Below are 19,583 nucleotides of genomic sequence, written 5' to 3'. Positions count from 1 at the left end.
TGAGAAAAATTGAAAAATATGTTAAAATCAACATGTATGTTGAATATATCGATAGGAGATGGTTGAGTTGCAGAAGTTATCTGTAGTGCTTATTACGATACTGATTGTTATCACTGGCTGCCAACTGAATCCACAAAAAAGGGAAGTTTCTGTTCAACAATATGAACTTACAATGCCTGAAACCATGCCGGAGGATTTTAATTTTAGTGTTAGCTTCGGATACGGTGAAATGAATAAAAATGAAATTAATACATACGATGGCACCGTAACAAAAGATTTAATTGTAAACGGAACTGTAACGGCAAACATTACTCTTGATCCCGAGGAGAAACGTGAAATTTACAATAAAATGAGAGAAATTAATGTGATGGGCACGCAAGACTTAATCTCTTCCCAACAAAATTGTACTAAAACTCCCTTTAATGTAGACGAGTGGCGCATTACGGTTGAAGGTAACCTTAAAATTATCAATTGGTCGGATAAACACTGTGAAACAACAAGTGATGCGAATCAGTTACTCGCACTACGAGAATACATCATGCAAATTGTCGAGCAAAAAGAAGCATACCGATCTCTTCCTGTTGCAGAAGGTGGATATGATTAAGTTGTTTGCTGACATAAAAAGCTTGATTCTATTTTGTCATTCCATTCCAAACCTATAAATGCTATTTTAAATAGTATTGTAACGATAGGAGGATGAAACATGGGCAGAGGAACCATTATTGACATCTCGCACTATGGAGCAATTGCAAATTCAGGAATGGATGCCAGTCAAGCATTTAGGCAAGCTATAGATGACGCTAAGCAAGCTGTAAAGCCTGTACTATTAAATATTCCGAAAGGGGTATATGATTTTCAGTCTACAACCGCCGAAAGATTGCCTTATTATATTTCGAATACGACTTCACAGGCGGATACGCCAGAAGCACTTCGAACAATCGGATTATTGTTTAAGGATATGGACAATATGACGATTCAAGGAAATGACTCAACGCTAATGTTTCACGGCCTGATGACACCTATCGCATTCGATCATGTGTCGAATGTGCACCTACATAATATCAGTATTGACTTTAAGCGTCCCGTGATGTCGGAGATCACTGTAACGGCTATTGGTGATGATTATATTGAAGCATCGGTTCATCCTGATTCTTGGTATACGATAAGCGAAGGAAGATTGACTTGGATCGGTGAGAATGGTTGGAGTCATAGTCAGACATCTGCAAGCCTGACACAACAATATGACCCGACGAACAAGAGAACTTGGCGGAGCTGGAACCCGGTTTCGAATGCTTCTAGTGTAGAGGATCTTGGAAATAGAACAATACGTTTGAATTTCGTAGGAAGTCCAGATCACAGTGCTCAAGTTGGACAAGTTTATCAGATCCGTAACACGATACGTTTTGAACAAGGTGCTTTTATATATCGAAGTAAGGATGTAAGATGGACAGATATTAATTTTTATGCTGCCCCAGGACTAGGCATTGTTAGTCAGTATAGTGAGAATCTCGAATTTGTTAGATTAAATTTCAACCCCCGAGAAGGTAGCGGGCGAACAAATGCCTCAATGGCTGACTTTATGCAGTTTTCGGGGTGCAAAGGTGACATTCATGTCATTGATTCTGATTTTTTCGGTGCACATGACGACCCGATTAATATTCATGGTACACATCTTAGAATTATAGAAAAGCCAGCCGCTAATAAGATCAAAGTTCGATTTATGCATACTGAGAGCTGGGGATTTGATGCTTTCTTAGTAGAAGATCAAATTGATTTTATCCAAGGTTCAACCTTGCTTCCTTATGAAAGCGCTACAATTAAAGGCGTGAGTCGAATCAACGATACAGATATTCTTATTACAATGGATAAAGAAGCTCCTAACTCGATTAAACTTAACCATGATGTTGTAGAAAATGTAACATGGACACCTAATGTGAAGATTTCCGGATGTACCTTTGAGTCAGTCCCAACCAGGGGGTTGTTGGTTTCTACACGTGGAACTGTTCGGATTGAGAACAATACGTTTAACAAAATGCATATGAGTGCAATTCTAATTGCGGACGATGCCCAAAGCTGGTATGAATCTGGGATGGTTACGGATGTATGTATTAAGAATAATCTGTTCATTGAGAACGGAGGGCCTGTTATTTACATTGCACCGGAAAATACGCAGTATGCTGGCCCTGTTCATCGTGATATTAGGATTGAAGGGAATACGTTTCTGATGTTAGACAATACGTTGTTTGATGTGAAGGATACTCAAGGGATACAGTTTATAAATAACAAGATCGTTAGGGTGAACAACATATCAAGTGCTAATGAGCATCATGCCATAAGTTTGACTCAAAGTCAGGATGTTGTGATTCGAGGGAATATGTTCGAAGGGGATGGTGCCAATCGTATCATTCAACTCGACATGACATCCATGGATACCATCGAAATATCACCTGAACAGCAATGGGTTGTAGTCCAAAAGGACGAAAAATGGAGAAGAAAATAATAGTTCATGAAAAACAACTCAATGATCTGAGTTGTTTTTTCGTATATAGAAGCAGTTTTGGGTTAGTTATAGCTGTTGGCTATAACTAGATATAGTTTATTCGAGTTACCCTATACCAAGCTGTTCATGATATCTTTCTTGTAACAATTCGTATGGGAGTGTTCGAGGATGGTAAAGAGCAGTGTTTTGGGATATCCGCGTATCGGAGCGGAGCGTGAATGGAAGAAGGCGCTTGAAGCATTTTGGTCTGGAAAGATTGAAGAATCAGTGTTACATGAGAAGCTGAAGGAGATTCGGCTTAATCATTTACGTAAGCAGCAGGAGAAAGGCATTGATCTGATCGCCGTTAATGATTTTAGCTATTATGATCATATTCTTGATACAGCTACTATGTTTGGAATCGTCCCAAAGCGTTTTGCTTATGAAGGTGGGAGTGTTCCATTGTCTATATATTACGGGATTGCCCGAGGGACCAAGGAAGCAACAGCAAGTGAGATGACCAAGTGGTTCAACACCAATTATCACTATATTGTACCTGAATTAGATGGGGCGACTCCTGTTCTTACAGAGAATAGACCCCTTGCAGCTTACAGAGAAGCGAAGGAAGAACTAGGTATTGAAGGAAAACCAGTTCTTGTTGGACCGTTGACATTTTTGAAACTGTCCAAAGGATACGAACCATCTGAGACAGCGGCTTGGATTGATCGTCTATTACCTCTCTATGTACAGATTCTTCAAGAACTAGCACAGGAAGGAGTTCAGTGGGTACAGATCGATGAGCCTATTCTTGTAACCAAATTAAGTGATGAGGATCTCGCTGCACTCAAGAAAGCATATGATACGTTTGCTGCAGCAGCTCCTTCGCTGAATATTATGTTGCAAACTTACTTCGAATCGGTTGAGAATTACAGTGAGATCATTAACTTACCTGTAAAGGGGATCGGGTTAGATTTCGTCCATGGCTTAACAGGTAATATTTCAACAATCCAAGCACAAGGTTTTCCGTCTGACAAAGTTTTGGGTGCAGGGATCATCGATGGACGTGGCATTTGGAAAGCATCTCTTCGTGAGAAGTTAACGGTACTTGAACAACTATCGGGATTCGTAACGTCAGACCGACTGATTGTTCAATCTTCATGTAGTTTACTTCATGTTCCGGTAACCGTTCGTAATGAGGCGAAGCTCTTGCCTGAATTGAAGGGTGCACTCGCATTTGCTGATGAGAAGCTCGATGAAATTATCCTTTTGACAAAAGCAGTCTCTACAGGTGTAAGTTCAATTGCTGCAGAATTAGAACAGTGCGATCAGGCTCTGGAGACACTGAAGCAATCAGGAGCTCGCAATCGTAATGATGTTCAAGAAGCAGTTGCTGTGATAAGTATTCAAGAGCCAAAACGTAGCAAGCCGTTCGCTGAGCGGCACATTGCTCAACAGAAGAAATGGCAATTACCGATTCTGCCTACAACGACGATCGGTAGCTTCCCACAATCAGCTGAGGTGCGTAAGGCACGTCAACTCTGGCGTAAGGGCGAATGGAATCAGGAGCAGTATGAAGGATTTATTAATGAACAGATCGATATTTGGATCAAACTACAAGAAGAGATTGGGATCGATGTACTCGTTCATGGTGAGTTCGAGCGTACAGATATGGTTGAGTTTTTTGGTGAGAAGCTTGAAGGTTTCGCATTCACACAGTTCGGCTGGGTCCAATCATACGGTTCTCGTTGCGTGAAACCACCAATTATTTTTGGAGATGTAGCATTTGATGAAGCGATGACGGTTAAGGAAACCAAATATGCTCAATCGCAGACCAAGCATCCGGTCAAAGGAATGCTTACAGGTCCAATCACCATTATGAACTGGTCCTTCGTCCGTGATGATATTTCACGCGAGCAAATTGCTTATCAATTAGCCTATGCACTTAGACAGGAAGTAGAGGCACTTGAAGGTGCTGGTATTGGCATGATTCAGGTTGATGAACCTGCAGTTCGTGAAGGATTGCCATTAAAAGAAGAGGAGCAAGCTGAATACTTGGCGTGGGCTGTGAAGGCATTCCGTATGACCACTTGTACGGTACAAGATACGACACAAATTCACACTCATATGTGTTACTGTGAGTTTCATGATATGATTGACTCCATCGAGGCGATGGATGCTGATGTCATATCGATAGAAACTTCGCGAAGCCATGGCGAGTTGATTCATAGCTTCGAAGTGAACACTTACAAGCTTGGTATTGGACTCGGTGTATACGATATCCATAGTCCTCGAGTTCCTAGGGTAGAAGAAATGACAAGTATGATTGAACGTGCTCTTCGAGTACTTGATCCGAAGCTATTCTGGATTAATCCGGATTGCGGACTGAAGACACGTGGACTCGAAGAAACGGTTGATGCTCTACGCAATATGGTTAAAGCGACTGAAATTGCTAGGTCGAAACATGGACTGAAGGTATAAATAGATAACTCATATATTGGAGATGAGCAGGCTACTAAGGTAGTCTGCTTATTTATGTTTCCCATGATGAAATCTGACTGAAACCTAACTTTAATCAGTGTTCGTGTGTTAAGTATAAAGAGACGTGCATTTAAAAGGAGGAGGAGATATCTTATGAGTCCAGCAATTTCAATCTTTCCATTGTTTCTTGTTATCATACAAATAGTTTTGAGATCAAAGATTGTTCCAAAAGATACAGAAAAATTGTATGACACAGCTGGAAAACATCTGTATATTTGGGGAGGTATTATTTTTGCATCGATTGCTCTCACTATATACTTTAACCTTGATTTTTTAGATGAGAATAATACGAAATGGTTTTGGTTGATTATGATTGTAACCGTGCTAGGATATAATTCATTTCTCTACTGGAAATTTATCAGGGAGTCCAACGAACATATCGTTTCGCTAATTACGCTAATTGTAGGTATCGTCTATATTTTAATCTTTATATTTTAATAGATTTAATAGAAGAATTGAATGAGTTAAGCTAGTATTCATGTCATTACAACCAAGAGGAGATCTAACGATGGACAATTCAATTTATCATATAAATTTTAGTAAGCTTTGTGAAAAGTACAATCTTGGACAGCTAACAACTGAACCAGAACAAGTACACGGCGGTTTTTTACATAGAATGTATCAATTGAAAACCGATAAAGACGAATATGCTGTGAAGGCTCTTAATCCACAGATTATGAAGCGTGATGCAGCCATGAATAACTATATTTTTTCGGAAAAGGTTTCTAATGTGGCGCTCCAAAATGGAATAAATGCTCTTCCGGCTATCATCTCTAAAGGCAGTTGTATTCATGAAGTTGAGGGGCAATACTATTTGTTGTTTCCATGGATTCAAGGCAAGACATTGCCTACCGGGATCGTTGACATGGATTGTTGCATAGCGATAGGAGAAACTCTGGCGAAGATTCATAGAATCGATTTAACGCAACTCTTAGATCGTAGTGAAGGTGAAAATGAACCTGTATTAACTACAGATCATGTGGATTGGAATGAATATGCAATAAAAGGGCAAAGCGATAATCTAGTATGGTCATCTTTGTTGTTAGATCATTTAGATAAGCTTTATTACTGGGATAAGCTAGCTGACGCCTCAGCTAAATTACTAATGAACAATTGTGTTATCAGTCATCGAGATTTAGATCAAAAGAATGTGTTATGGGACAAAAACAAGGTGCCCACGATTATTGACTGGGAAGCAGCAGGAATAACCAATCCAACACTAGAACTGATTGACGTGGCATTGTATTGGTCAGGTTTTGAATCTGGAAATCTAAGTGAAGATGCTTTCTGCTCTGTCATTCGCACCTATCAGAATCATGGAGGGAAAGCTTCGGATAACTGGCTGGATGTTCTGAATTGTGGTTTCCAAGGGAAGCTAGAGTGGCTAGCGTATAACATGAGGCGTTCTCTTGGGCTGGAAAGCACGGATGATTCGGAACAACAACTTGGAACAAGAGAAGTGATAAAGACTATTCAAGCACTAAATGACTATGCTGATATTATTCCTCAGTGTATAGAATGGATTGGAGGTATAGACGAAAGTGGTATGAGAAGTTAATGACAAATCCTCATTTCCTAATTGTAAAAGCTAAGAAATCAACATAAAGAAAATTATGTAAACTGATAGTGTCTTGTTGAATCTATGTGAGTAGGGAGTTAGGCAGGAGGAACTCAACAATGGATCTTAGGCTAAAAGCAGGCAATCACAATATTGCTGTTGATTTTATTAGCACCCGTCATATTAGCGGTAGGAAAGGAAGGATCACCGGTTTACACAGCCACCCGGTCTTTCATCTCATGTTTATCACCGAAGGTGAGGGACGTTTTCAAGTTGGCGAGACGTTTACGGAAGCGAAGGAAGGAATGCTTTATGTCATCGATCCGAATGTACCACATCAGTTTTATGCTAGTGATGACCAACCACTTTCAAATTATGAATCCACCTTTTTGTTGCTCGATGAAATCGGAGAACCGTTAACAATGAGCTTTACAGAACTAATTACACTTGATGAGGAGTTTGTTAAACAGCCTATTCCACTGCATATCCCGGTAACGCTTCAGCCTCTTCTTGTGGATGGCTTTCAGAATGTTATCGATGCACAAAAGTCGAAAGATTCGTTAAACAGAAGGGTAATAACGTTGATAGATCTCATGTTTCGAACGATCGATGTGCTTCTGAGGATGCGCGGCGGGAGCGATGCCGATAGAGGTGAGAAAGCTTTCCATGTTGTAGCCCGACTGAAGCAGCTTTTCCAAGCAAATGTACACCGTAATGTTTCACTGCAGGAGATGTCTCAGTTTGTTCACCTGTCTCCCAATTACTTGTGCCGCTTATTCAAACGTGAGACAGGGATGCCACCACAGCAGTTTTTCTTGCAAATGAAGATGGAGGAAGCGATGAAACAGATGCTTTACACCGATTTACCGATATATTTGGTTGCTGATCATTTGGGTTTTGAAAATGCGACTTATTTTACGCGATTATTCCGAGCTAAAACGGGTGTGTCACCTTCCGAGTATCGGAAGCAGGGGAGGCAGCTTGAAGGATAATATAATTCAAGTTCAAGATAAGATTGATCATTCTATCATCATCCAACTCGCTTTATACTGAACTCATGAAAGGGCTTACCTAAGACCCTTATTATGAGGAGGCTTGAAGAGATGTTATTGTCTCAAGAACAAATTGATCAGTATCATAGTAACGGTTATGTCGTTGTTCAAAATGTGTTAACTGAAGAAGATCTGGCACCGGTTATTTCAGCTTATGCTGAGTTTATCGATCGCCGAGCACAAGAGTTGAAGGCGGAAGGGAAAATTAAAAATCTCTTCGAGGACGAACCATTTGAAAGACGGTTCGCTAAGCTTTTTGCCGAAAGTCAAGAAATTCAGTACGGTTTAGATATCATGGAGGCACGATTAGAACCGATGTTCAATTTTCTCCGTAACGACAACTTACTTGATGTAGTTGAGAGTCTTCTCGGCAAGGAGATTACGTGTAATCCAATTCAACATATACGAGGTAAAGTGCCTGCAGAGATTCATAGCGGACCAAGCTCTTTGAATGTTCCATGGCATCAGGATGCTGCCGTTACGACTGAAGAAGCAGATCAATCCGATATTATTACGTTTTGGCTCCCTCTTGTTGACGCAGTTGCCGAAACAGGCTGTATGGAAGTAATCCCTGACGTATGGAAGCAAGGTGAATTGAAACACTATTCCAATGATGGGACTACGATTGTACCTGAACAAATGCCAAAAGCTGATCCTGTACTTGTGCCGTGCTTAAAAGGTGGAATTGTCATAATGAACAAGTATACACCTCATCGTGGAACGTGGAATGTATCTGATATCGTGAGATGGAGCATTGATCTGCGTTACCAAAGAACAGGGGAACCAACAGGCCGATCATCCCATCCCGATTTTGTCGTTCGCAGCGAAGCGAATCCAGATAGCGTATTAAATGATTATAAGCAGTGGTGTGAGATGTGGAAAGAAGCTCTATCTGCCAATACCGGTCAAAAACTGCATCGTGTATGATATGAGCTTAAACTTAAAGGTGTAACATCAAATGATCATAATAAAGCTGCTTGCAGGTTCATACCTGACAAGCAGCTTTTTCTATTATGAGCGCTTAACCGCACCAGCTGCAATATCGAAGACGAATTGTTTACTCTTTGGTGTGTAGTGTTCAATATAACATATTTTTGTATGTTATATTGCATTTTTGAATGTTATTGCATACAATAACAGGGAATAGGTCCACCAAAATTTATAAAGTGGGAGGAATTTCATATGGCTAGTCAATCATTAACCTCTTATTTACAACACAATCTCGAGGAATTAAAAAATCAAGGTCTTTATAATACAATCCAGCCTCTTGAAAGTCCGAATGGTCCATTGATACAAATAGAGGGCCGCGAATTCGTGAATCTATCCTCCAACAATTATTTAGGATTGGCGAATGATGATCGGTTGAAGGAAGCTGCAATCCGGGCAACTAGACAATACGGTACAGGTAGTGGAGCAGTTCGCAGTATTAACGGTACGCTTCAGATCCATATAGAACTTGAGGAGAAGCTAGCACAATTTAAAGGAACGGAAGCTGTTCTAGCTTATCAGTCTGGATTTAATTGTAATATGGCTGCTATATCTGCCGTTATGGGTGCAGGAGATGCAATCCTCTCAGATGAGCTCAATCATGCTTCCATCATTGATGGATGCCGTCTTACGAAAGCAAAAGTTATTCGCTTCAATCATTCAGATATGGAAGATCTGCGTAATAAAGCTAAGGCTGCAAGGGAGTCTGGTCAGTATGAGAAGGTCATGGTCATTACAGACGGTGTATTCTCAATGGATGGCGATATTGCAAACCTTCCTGAAATCGTTTCCATTGCGGATGAATTTGATCTTATCACATATGTCGACGATGCGCATGGTTCAGGAGTACTGGGTGGTGGAGCCGGGACAGTGAAGCATTTTGGGCTATCTGACAAGATTGACTTCCAAATTGGAACGCTATCGAAAGCTATCGGTGTTGTTGGCGGATATGTAGCAGGTTCACGTGAATTAATTGATTGGCTCAAGGTACGAAGCAGACCATTCTTGTTCTCAACAGCACTCCCTCCTGGTACGGTGGCTGCATGTATTGAAGCGGTGCATATTTTGCAGAACAGTAAAGATCTTCAGGAGCAACTATGGAAGAATACAAAATATTTGCAAGAAGGGCTACGAAATCTAGGCTTTTCCATTGGCAAAACAGAGACTCCGATCACACCATGTATTATTGGAGATGAAGCAGCAACTCAGAAATTCAGTCAGCGGCTTTATGAAGAAGGTATTTATGCGAAATCGATTGTTTTCCCAACCGTACCTAAGGGTACGGGCCGCGTCCGCAACATGCCAACGGCAATTCATACCCAAGAGATGCTGGATCGCGCACTTACCGCATACGAAACGATTGGACGCGAATTAGGTCTGATATAACAGGGGGAGTCTGCTATGAAAAGAATTATGATAACAGGTGCATTAGGTCAGATTGGGTGTGACTTGGTAACGAAGCTCAGACAGATTTACGGTAACGAAGCCGTTCTTGCAACTGATATTCGAATGACAGATAACGATGCCTGTCAATCGGGTCCCTTTAAAATACTAGATGTAACAAATAATACTTCATTTTATGAGATAGCGAGTGAACATCGAGCAGACACCATCATCCATCTTGCTGCGCTACTATCTGCAAAAGCAGAGCATGATCCTGCCCTGGCATGGCGCTTAAATATGGGAGGATTACTTAGTGGTCTTGAAACCGCGCGAGAACTTTCCTGCCAATTTTTCACTCCAAGTTCTATTGCTGCATTTGGTTCGGATACACCGAAGAAAGGAACGCCGCAAAACACGCTTCAACGTCCTCATACCATGTATGGAGTTAGTAAAGTGGCTGGAGAACTGTTGTGCGACTACTATTTCTATAAGTATGGGGTAGATACTCGCGGTCTTCGTTTCCCAGGACTCATATCTCACTCGGCGCCCCCTGGAGGTGGAACAACCGATTATGCGGTTGACATCTATAGAGCGGCTGTCAGTGCTGGAAGATATACTTCTTATATTAAGGAGGGAACGTTCCTTGATATGATGTATATGCCGGATGCGGTCCGGTCAATCATCACTTTAATGGAAGCAGATTCAACCAAACTGAAGAATCGTAATGCTTTTAATGTGACCGCAATGAGTGTTGATCCAGAGACGATAGCAGCGAGCATTCGCAGACATATACCGGATTTTGTTCTACGCTATGAAGTGGACCCGATCCGTCAGAAGATTGCGGAAGAGTGGCCGGATTCCATCGATACAACAGCATCGCGCGAAGAATGGGGCTTTGATGTACAATATGATTTAGACCATATGACCGATGATATGGTATCAAAGCTTACGCAGAAGCTGCAAACAGGTCAGACGAAGATCAGTTAATAGCAGCGGTATTAGAAGGAGGCAGTTGATCGATTGGAACCCATTCATAAAAAAGTAGGAAAAAATCTACAAGCGATCCGTAAATCAAGAGGCTTAAGCCTGGATAACGTTGCTGGATTAACAGGTGTAAGTAAAGCGATGCTTGGACAAATCGAACGTGGGGATTCGAATCCAACAATTTCGGTATTGTGGCGGATCGTTAATGGGCTGAGTATTTCTTTTACAGCTCTTATTGAAGAGGCAGAGGTCGATGTAGATGTTGTATCACCAGACGATATCGAGCCTTTTCTAGAGGAAGAAGGAGCTTACCGTTCCTATCCTTTGTTCGCTTATAACTTAAGAACGAAATTCGAATCTTATATGGTTGTCATGGAACCGAACTGTGATTATGGATCGGAAGCACATAATGAGGGAGTCGAAGAATATATTTTTGTGCATCAGGGGGAGCTTGAATTGTGGGTTCATGACGAGAGCTATATCGTTCCAGCAGGGAATTCCGTTCATTTTGCTGCAAACCGTCCACACCGCTACCACAATCCGGGTAAAGACATCACGAAATTCTATACCGTCATTTATTATGCAGATGCCGCTGCTCGCGGGTAAACACTTTATGAACTCGTTATTTCTAATTGGATAAACAAAATTGATGCCGCCCGTAATACAATAGAGCCCGATGTGATCAGTCGGCTGTATTGTGTTACGGGCGGCTGTTCTATCTTAAATAAAGTCAGACAAATATTAAGTTTAATCAGTAGGTCAGCTTAAGTTTATACTGCACAATCAGAAAACACAGCAGTGTTCAAGCATCAAAATCATCTGTAAAGTAGTTGAATAACAAACAATCAAATCAAGATTTAAAGTAACGAAAATGAAAAGGGAGGCGAATGATGTTTATGAAGCAAAAGTTTAAGCCATTTTGGATCGTTATGCTTACGGTTGTTATGGTCATGACTGCAGCAGGCTGTAATGGTTCATCAGGAGAAAAACCAAAGACAGCGGAAGATTCTGAATCTCCGTCTGCGCTGACGAATTTAACCTATTGGGTTCAAATGGTTACTCAAGTATCAGCGACTATGAAAAGTTACAATGACATCGAAGCATACAAAGAGCTAGAGAACGTAACTGGCGTGAAGGTGGATTTCCAGCATCCACCACAGGGTCAACAGGCAACAGAGCAATTCAATCTAATGATGACATCGAATAAGCTTCCTGATGTAATCGAATATTCATGGGCTGGGTATCCAGGTGGTCCGGAAAAGGCAATTAAAGACGGGAAAATCATCAGACTCAATGATTTAATTGATAAGCATGCTCCAAATTTTAAGAAGGTCCTAGAGGAACATCCTGAATGGAAGAAGGAGATCATGACTGATGACGGCAGCATATATGCGTTCCCGTTCCTTCGTACTGACGACAAACTTAAAGTGTTTCTGGGACCTACAATTCGCCAGGATTGGCTTGATAAGCTAGGACTTCAAATGCCTACAACCATAGATGAATGGTACGCCGTTTTGAAAGCGTTTAAACAGAAGGATCCGAACGGTAACGGAAAGCCAGATGAGATACCGCTGTACTTGGCAAAAGGGGATGTTGACACCACCACTGCATTTCTTGGTGCATGGGGGATTAATGCTGGATATTATCAAGAGGCTGGACAAGTGAAATACGGCCCAATAGATCCAAAGTTCAAAGAGTTTCTGACACTTATGAATGCGTGGTATAAGGAAGGATTGATCGATCAAGATTTTGCGACAACTGATGACAAAATGCTTGAGGCAAAAATCACGGGTGGACAGATTGGGTCGGCTGTTCTTTATACAGGTAGTGGGATTGGCAAGTACGGTACGCTGATGAAAGAAAAGGATAAAGACTTTAGGCTGATCGCCGCTCCGTATCCTGTCATGAACAAAGGTGACAAGCAGATTTGGGGTTACAAGGATCCAGCATATACTGGTATTGGAGCAGCGGTTACGACGAGTAATAAAAACCCGATCGAAACCGTCAAGTGGCTTGATTATGCATACTCTGAGGAAGGCACGTTGTTATTCAATTTTGGTAAAGAGGGCGTTAGCTACACGATGGAAGACGGGAAGCCCGTATTTAAGCCCGAAGTGAAGAATGATCCATCTGGACTACCGCTGATTCAGTCGATGTCTAAGCACAACCGCGCTACCTTCAGTGGACCGTTTATGCTTGATATACGGTTTGATGAACAATATACAACGGAGCCAGATCAATTGGAATCCAAGATCATCTGGGCAGAGCCAACCATGGAGAAAAAGATGCCGCGAACGACTCCGACACAATCGGAGAGTAGTCGCTATGCATCCATTATGACGGATATAAACACTTACAAGGACGAGATGTACTTGAAGTTTGTCATGGGCGCAGAACCTTTGGATAACTTTGATAAATATGTTAAGACGATTCAAAGCATGGGTTTGGAAGAAGCGCTAAATATTCAGCAAAAAGCTTTAGAGCGTTACGCAAAACGGTAATCTAAATGGGAGCGGGAGAAGAATGTCTCACCCGCTCTTGAGTGAACTATTTTTCTAGAAGGGAGGAAACGATTTGTCTAGTGTACAGAACCATTCCCTTAGGCAGCGTAAAGGAAAATGGACAACGATAATGAAGGACCTTAGACGTAACAAATATGTTTATATATTGGCGCTTCCTGTTATTTTGTATTACGGTATTTTTCATTATGGACCGATGTATGGTCTACTGATGGCTTTCAAGGATTTCAGTGTTGCCGATGGGATCTGGGGGAGTAAATGGGTCGGATTTGATCATTTTCGTAACTTCTTTCAGAGCTATTATTTCGACCGTCTGCTCCGCAACACGATACTGATCAATATTTATGAGCTCATCTTTGCGTTTCCCGCTCCAATTATTCTCGCACTTCTTCTCAATGAAATCCGCAGCCGTTTATTTAAGCGGGCAGTCCAGACGATCACCTATCTTCCTCACTTCATCTCCATTGTTGTCGTGACTGGTATTATGTTTGATTTTCTCTCAAGAGATGGTTTAATTAATCAGCTATTAGGTTTTTTCGGTATAGAATCGATTCCGTTCATGAGTGAACCGGGATGGTTCCGTACTTTATTTGTCGGCTCTGGTATATGGCAGGGTGTTGGATGGGGGTCCATTATTTATTTAGCAGCGATCGCCACAATTGACCCAACATTATACGAAGCAGCCAAGATGGACGGTGCAGGACGCTGGAAACAGATGCTTCACATTACGTTACCGGGTATGCTACCAACCATCATTATCATATTCATTCTCAATATGGGTTCCATGCTCAGTGTAGGTAGTGAGAAGGTACTGCTGATGTACAGCCCGCTTACCTATGAAACCGCGGATGTTATCTCTACGTTTGTCTATCGACGTGGGGTTCTGGAGACCGATTATGGCTTTACAACCGCTGTTGGTTTGTTCAACTCCGTCGTTAGCTTTATCTTACTTGTCCTGGCGAATTCGATCAGCAAGCGGGTCAGTACTCATAAACTGTGGTAGGAGGACCGAATCTAATGGTAAATAAATTATCCACCGGAGAAAAAATATTCTCGTGTATGAACGTGTTGATCATGATCGGTCTCTGTTTCCTTACCTTATACCCGTTCTTGTATGTTGCTTTCGCTTCGATGAGTGATCCTAGCGCATTAGCGCAGCATCGCGGCTTGCTGCTCGCACCGCTAGATATTGATTTTGGTGCTTATAAAGCAGTGTTTGAAAATCCGATGATCACGACAGGGTACCGTAACACGCTCATCTATGTTGTGGCAGGTACGATTATCAACCTGATTGCTACAGCTATAGGTGCTTATGTTCTGTCGCGTAGAGACTTGTATTTCAAGAATATACTGGTGATGCTTATCGTAATCACGATGTTCTTCGGCGGAGGGCTCATTCCGACTTATCTCTTAATTAATAATTTGGGCATGTTGAATACCATTTGGGCAATGCTGATTCCTGGCATGATTGGCACATTCAATATGATCATTATGCGGACTGCTTTTCAGTCCATTCCCGCGAGTTTAGAGGAATCCGCCAAGATTGATGGCGCTAATGATTTGATCATCTTGTTTCGAATTATCATTCCACTGTCCATGCCCGTTATTGCGGTCATGATATTATGGTACGCTGTCGGACACTGGAATTCGTATTTCGGAGCGCTGATTTATCTGAGAGATCGGGAGCTGTTCCCGCTTCAATTGGTGCTTCGTGAGATTCTGATCACGAATACAACGGATAGTATGATGACTGAAGCATCAGGGGATAAGATTGCCATCGCAGACACGATCAAATATGCGACGATCATCGTATCTACACTTCCCATTTTGATTCTGTATCCATTTCTGCAGAAATATTTTGTTAAGGGTGTATTGATTGGTGCCATTAAAGAATAGGAGGGTGATCATGATTAATTCTTTGGAATCTTCATTAGAACGAAGTAGTCGAATGGAGTGGTGGAAGGATGCTAAATTTGGCATGTTTATTCACTGGGGCGTGTATTCCGTGCTTGGTAAAGGGGAATGGGTCATGTATGCCTCTAAAATCCCTGTTCAGGAGTATGAATCAGTTGCTGCAAAGTTCGATCCGCATCAATTTAACGCCAAAGAGTGGGTAGCATGTGCCAAAAGAGCCGGCATGAAATATATCGTCATTACAGCGAAACATCATGATGGATTTGCCATGTACCATTCACATTCGGATCCATTCAATATCGTGGATGCATCTGCGTTTGGGCGAGATCCGCTGAAAGAACTGTCCGAAGCATGTCGTGAGGAGGGAATAGTACTATGCTTCTATTACTCCCATGTCATTGATTGGCATCATCCTCACGCCCTACATGATACGTATAATAATTTATGGGATTTTGAATTGGAGAAAAAGGCTTTCTTTAGTTATTGGAATAACAAAGCGAAAGGACAAATACGTGAATTGCTTACCGAATATGGCCCTGTTGGTCTCCTCTGGTTCGATACGTCAGGGGGCTTATCGAGGAAAGAGAGCGAAGCCATCGTCAACATGATCCGGGAGCTTCAGCCGAACTGCTTAATTAACAGCCGGGTAAGTCATTGGCCAGATTTTGGTGATTATCAATCAAAAGGGGATAATGAAATCCCGATGAATGGTGAAGAAACTCGTGAATGGGAGACACCGATGACCCTGAACCAATCTTGGGGCTATAGCATGAAGGATCAAGTGTGGAAATCTACAGCCTCCCTCATTCGTAAACTGGTTCATATCGTAAGTAAGGGGGGGAATCTTCTGTTAAATGTAGGGCCAACGGACACAGGAGTAATTCCTGTGAATTCCATTGATCGTTTGGAAGAAATAGGCGCTTGGCTTGATCGTAATGGTGAGGCGGTATACGGCACAAGTGCAAGTCCGTTTCCGTATGAGTTCGAATGGGGAGCCATTACTGTGAAAAAAAAGACAATATTCCTGCATGTATATCATTCTGAATGGCCTATTGAGGGCTTAGTACTTAATGGACTGAAGTCTAAGGTAAACAGAGCTTTTGTATTGTCTGACCAGACTCGTCATCCGCTGGTAGTGAAGCAGCACTTTTACCCTGAGACAGATCAGCATGTGATGCGAGTAGAACTACCCGAACTTACATCAGAACAATACGTATCAGTTATAGCGCTCGATGTTGAAGGTGAAATCCAAGTGGATTCAAGTTTTATACAACAGGCGAAGGGCTCAGTTAAGCTCGATTTGGTGTTATCTGATATCACTGAGGGCGATGAAATGAACGTTGCAAGGTGGACATTTAAGGTGGCAGGATCAGGTGTATTTGAAGTTGAGCTTATCAATTTCGTCAGAACAGGCACAGATTGGGCTAAAGAATATGATCATGAGGTGATCATTCAAGCAGCTGATCAGAGATTGGCCACTATACCGAAGGAAGATTTGATTGTCATTGAATCCATATCTTGTCAACACCCTTATACCGAGATTCGTTCTACACTTGGGCGAATTGTGATTGATACACCGGGATCTTATGAGTTAATGCTATCGAGCAAACATGTGAAGCCTAAAGCGAAAGGGCCGGAAATATGGCAAGCGGCAGCAGTCAAGCTTCGTTCTGTTCGATTAATTCAACTTTAAAGTACATTGTATTTATGATTTAAAGGGATGGGGAGGCAGCTTGGCGAAGGATTCAAGATGATAGGTTTCCATTTATTTTCTTGGAGGAGTGCTTCATGATCTCTATATCCCGCCTTCTGAACGGTAAGCGAAAAATTAGCCGTAGACGTGTCTTAAAAACGATGATCGTTTCGTATATGTTTGTCCTTTTGCTGCCTATGATTGTAGGGTTCTTCCTATATGAGCAGGTGGAGAACGTGATGGAAAATAATGCGGAACGTTCGAATTCGGCGATGCTGGAACAACTGCGTCTTTCCATGGACAGTAAGCTTAAAGAAGTAGATATACTGGCCAAGCAGATTGTATTTAATTCCAAATTGGCTTATCTGCTTAATCTCAATCGCAATGATTCTTCTGAGTCTTATAAACAGGTGGAGTTCATCCGTGATTATCTTAGTCGTTACCAATCGTTTGTAAGCGGATTCATATATGACTTTTATATTCATTTGCAAGCAGGAGAAGTGATTCTAAAACCCGGTTTACGGACCGATTCACAGTCATTCTACGATAAATACTACAGATTTAAAAATATGAATATTGAGACATGGAAAAAAGAGATTCTTGGCACTTATTATAACGGGTCATATCTGCCATCAGAGGTGTTGCTTCAGGATCCTAATAATGGAGATGGCCATCCGACAGAAGTAATCACGTACGTACAGTCCCTTCCGATTCATGAAGTTTCTGCAATAAGGGGCTCCCTCGTTATATTGATCGATGGCGAGCAGATCCAAGAGATGTTCCAGCAGATCGAAACCGCTTATGATAGTGAACTTTATATTATCGATCGGAACAACAAAGTTATAGCAAGTTCAAGATCGGTTTCAGAATTATCTAGTCAGATCACATCGAGGCTGACAAGCACCTCGGGATTGTTTAAAGAAACGTTAAACGATACGGATCGTATGGTGACATTCACCGAATCCAAAGAGGCGGGCTGGTATTATGTATCGGTGATGCCTATGGACAGTTTCATGCAACGAGTGACACAAATTAAGAACATGGCTTTGTTGATGTTCATCATATCCCTTGTTATAGGGGGACTCATCGCATGTTGGTTCGCATATCGTCAATATAGCCCGTTGAAGCTGGTTGTGGATACGATTTTGCGCGGGAAACAAGTGCAAAGTAAACCAGACGCTAACGAATATGATTTCATACTGCAGACCATTGAGGGTTCTTTCCTTAACGAACGACATTTAAGTGAACGACTGTTTCAGCAAACACCGGTTGTTCGTGCTAATTTCTTACAGAAGCTCATTCGTGGATATATCGATCTTGATGAAGTAAGGAAGAAAGAAGAGTCTTCCCTCTCCTTGATGGGAATTCATTTCATATCTGACACATTTGCAGTGATTCTGGTTCGAGCAGCAGATATCAGCCAGCTATTTCCGGAGCAATCGGAGCAAGACTGGACCCAAATTCGATTTATCATCTCGAATATTGGCTCAGATATGGCTAGTACGCTTCATCAGGGCTTTTCGGTCGAGTTGGAACGTGATCAGGTTGCGATCTTGCTCAATTTTGATGAAATAGATCGTTCAGAGGCTGATTGCTTCCTACAAGATATGGCTAGAAAACTTCAGGATATACTTGTGGAACGCTTTCGTCTTTCGGTTACGATTGGGGTAAGTTGTGTTCATCAAGGAAAAAGCGAGATCGGAGGCGCATATTTGGAAGCGGTGGCTGCACTCGATTATGAGATGTTCAGTGGGAAAGAAACCATTACTCATTTCGGAGCTATACGGGATTTTAAACATCATTACTACTATCCTATCGATTTCGAGATCCAACTCGTTAACCATGTGAAGAGCGGTGACACCGAAAATGTCGGGAAGCTGCTGGATAAAATATATGCGATGAATTTCAGTTCAGTAGGCTTAACACCAGAACTAGGCAGATGTCTATTTTTCAATATAATAAGTACTTTTCTGAAAATCATGAATTTGACCAACACCGACCATGAACGCTTGCTCGGACCTAGCTTTGATCCTGTAAAGCATATATTCTCTTGTACAACAGCGGATCAGATGCATGCTGAAACCAAGCGGTTATACGATCAACTGACACGTCTGTTTCGAACGGAACACAGCAATCATAGCAAGCAACTGTCAGAGGACATTATGGTATTTATCGATCACCATTTAACGGATCCTGGTCTTGGGCTAACCATGATTGCAGACCATTTCGGTATGACACCTCAATACATCTCATCATTCTTTAAGAAGATAAACAATTTCAATATCACCGACCACATTACTCGTGAACGAATTAATACTGCGAAGCGATTGATGAAGAGCTCGGATATGACAAATGCACAGCTTGCTCAAATGGTAGGCTACACGAACGATGTTGTGTTCATTCGTGCATTTAAGAAACTTGAGGGTGTAACGCCAGGCAAATATCGGGTGAGTGCAAGTGGCGAATAATTAGCGAT

The 19,583-nt window shown here is 41.7% G+C and carries 15 protein-coding genes; all 15 read left to right on the top strand.

What is annotated here, in order from left to right; genetic code table 11:
* Positions 1–67: 67 nt before the first annotated feature.
* The 15 genes from ACK8P5_RS14000 (at position 68) to ACK8P5_RS13930 (ending at position 19,575) form a co-directional block, all read left to right on the top strand.
* Positions 68–604 carry a hypothetical protein gene (locus tag ACK8P5_RS14000; RefSeq protein WP_422656891.1) on the top strand — a complete coding sequence of 179 codons (537 nt, stop codon included), beginning with the start codon at positions 68–70 and terminating at the stop codon, positions 602–604.
* Between the two features lie 99 nt (positions 605–703).
* Complete coding sequence (locus tag ACK8P5_RS13995; protein ID WP_422656890.1) at positions 704–2,500, top strand: alpha-1,3-galactosidase-related protein; 1,797 nt, start codon at positions 704–706, stop codon at positions 2,498–2,500.
* A 168-nt stretch (positions 2,501–2,668) separates the two neighbouring features.
* Positions 2,669–4,957: a 5-methyltetrahydropteroyltriglutamate--homocysteine S-methyltransferase gene (gene metE, locus ACK8P5_RS13990; protein WP_422656889.1), complete on the top strand. Its 2,289-nt coding sequence runs from the start codon at positions 2,669–2,671 to the stop codon at positions 4,955–4,957.
* A 153-nt stretch (positions 4,958–5,110) separates the two neighbouring features.
* Complete coding sequence (locus ACK8P5_RS13985; RefSeq protein WP_422656888.1) at positions 5,111–5,455, top strand: DUF4181 domain-containing protein; 345 nt, start codon at positions 5,111–5,113, stop codon at positions 5,453–5,455.
* Positions 5,456–5,525: 70 nt separating this feature from the next.
* Positions 5,526–6,575, top strand: a complete 1,050-nt coding sequence (locus ACK8P5_RS13980) for an aminoglycoside phosphotransferase family protein (protein ID WP_422656887.1) — start codon at positions 5,526–5,528, stop codon at positions 6,573–6,575.
* A 119-nt stretch (positions 6,576–6,694) separates the two neighbouring features.
* On the top strand, positions 6,695–7,567 hold the full coding sequence (locus ACK8P5_RS13975; RefSeq protein WP_422656886.1) for a helix-turn-helix domain-containing protein: 873 nt from the start codon (positions 6,695–6,697) through the stop codon (positions 7,565–7,567).
* Positions 7,568–7,678: 111 nt separating this feature from the next.
* The gene (locus tag ACK8P5_RS13970; protein WP_422656885.1) at positions 7,679–8,554 is read left to right on the top strand and encodes a phytanoyl-CoA dioxygenase family protein; all 876 of its coding nucleotides are present in this window, start codon (positions 7,679–7,681) and stop codon (positions 8,552–8,554) included.
* A gap of 255 nt (positions 8,555–8,809) precedes the next feature.
* The gene (locus ACK8P5_RS13965) at positions 8,810–10,000 is read left to right on the top strand and encodes a glycine C-acetyltransferase (protein WP_422656884.1); all 1,191 of its coding nucleotides are present in this window, start codon (positions 8,810–8,812) and stop codon (positions 9,998–10,000) included.
* Between the two features lie 15 nt (positions 10,001–10,015).
* Entirely contained in the window at positions 10,016–10,984 is a 969-nt protein-coding gene (locus ACK8P5_RS13960) for an NAD-dependent epimerase/dehydratase family protein (RefSeq protein WP_422656883.1), read from the top strand.
* 33 nt (positions 10,985–11,017) lie between these two features.
* Complete coding sequence (locus ACK8P5_RS13955; RefSeq protein ID WP_422656882.1) at positions 11,018–11,587, top strand: helix-turn-helix domain-containing protein; 570 nt, start codon at positions 11,018–11,020, stop codon at positions 11,585–11,587.
* Between the two features lie 290 nt (positions 11,588–11,877).
* Entirely contained in the window at positions 11,878–13,482 is a 1,605-nt protein-coding gene (locus ACK8P5_RS13950; RefSeq protein WP_422656881.1) for an ABC transporter substrate-binding protein, read from the top strand.
* A 130-nt stretch (positions 13,483–13,612) separates the two neighbouring features.
* Positions 13,613–14,503, top strand: coding sequence for an ABC transporter permease (locus ACK8P5_RS13945; protein ID WP_422661478.1), 891 nt, complete (start codon positions 13,613–13,615; stop codon positions 14,501–14,503).
* A gap of 14 nt (positions 14,504–14,517) precedes the next feature.
* The gene (locus tag ACK8P5_RS13940; RefSeq protein ID WP_422656880.1) at positions 14,518–15,396 is read left to right on the top strand and encodes a carbohydrate ABC transporter permease; all 879 of its coding nucleotides are present in this window, start codon (positions 14,518–14,520) and stop codon (positions 15,394–15,396) included.
* Between the two features lie 10 nt (positions 15,397–15,406).
* Entirely contained in the window at positions 15,407–17,107 is a 1,701-nt protein-coding gene (locus ACK8P5_RS13935; protein WP_422656879.1) for an alpha-L-fucosidase, read from the top strand.
* Positions 17,108–17,202: 95 nt separating this feature from the next.
* Positions 17,203–19,575: a helix-turn-helix domain-containing protein gene (locus tag ACK8P5_RS13930; protein ID WP_422656878.1), complete on the top strand. Its 2,373-nt coding sequence runs from the start codon at positions 17,203–17,205 to the stop codon at positions 19,573–19,575.
* Positions 19,576–19,583: the final 8 nt, after the last annotated feature.

Origin of the sequence: Paenibacillus sp. EC2-1, assembly GCF_049311625.1 — a bacterium.
Classification (GTDB): domain Bacteria; phylum Bacillota; class Bacilli; order Paenibacillales; family Paenibacillaceae; genus Paenibacillus_AQ.
This window is presented reverse-complemented; position numbering and strand designations above follow the sequence as displayed.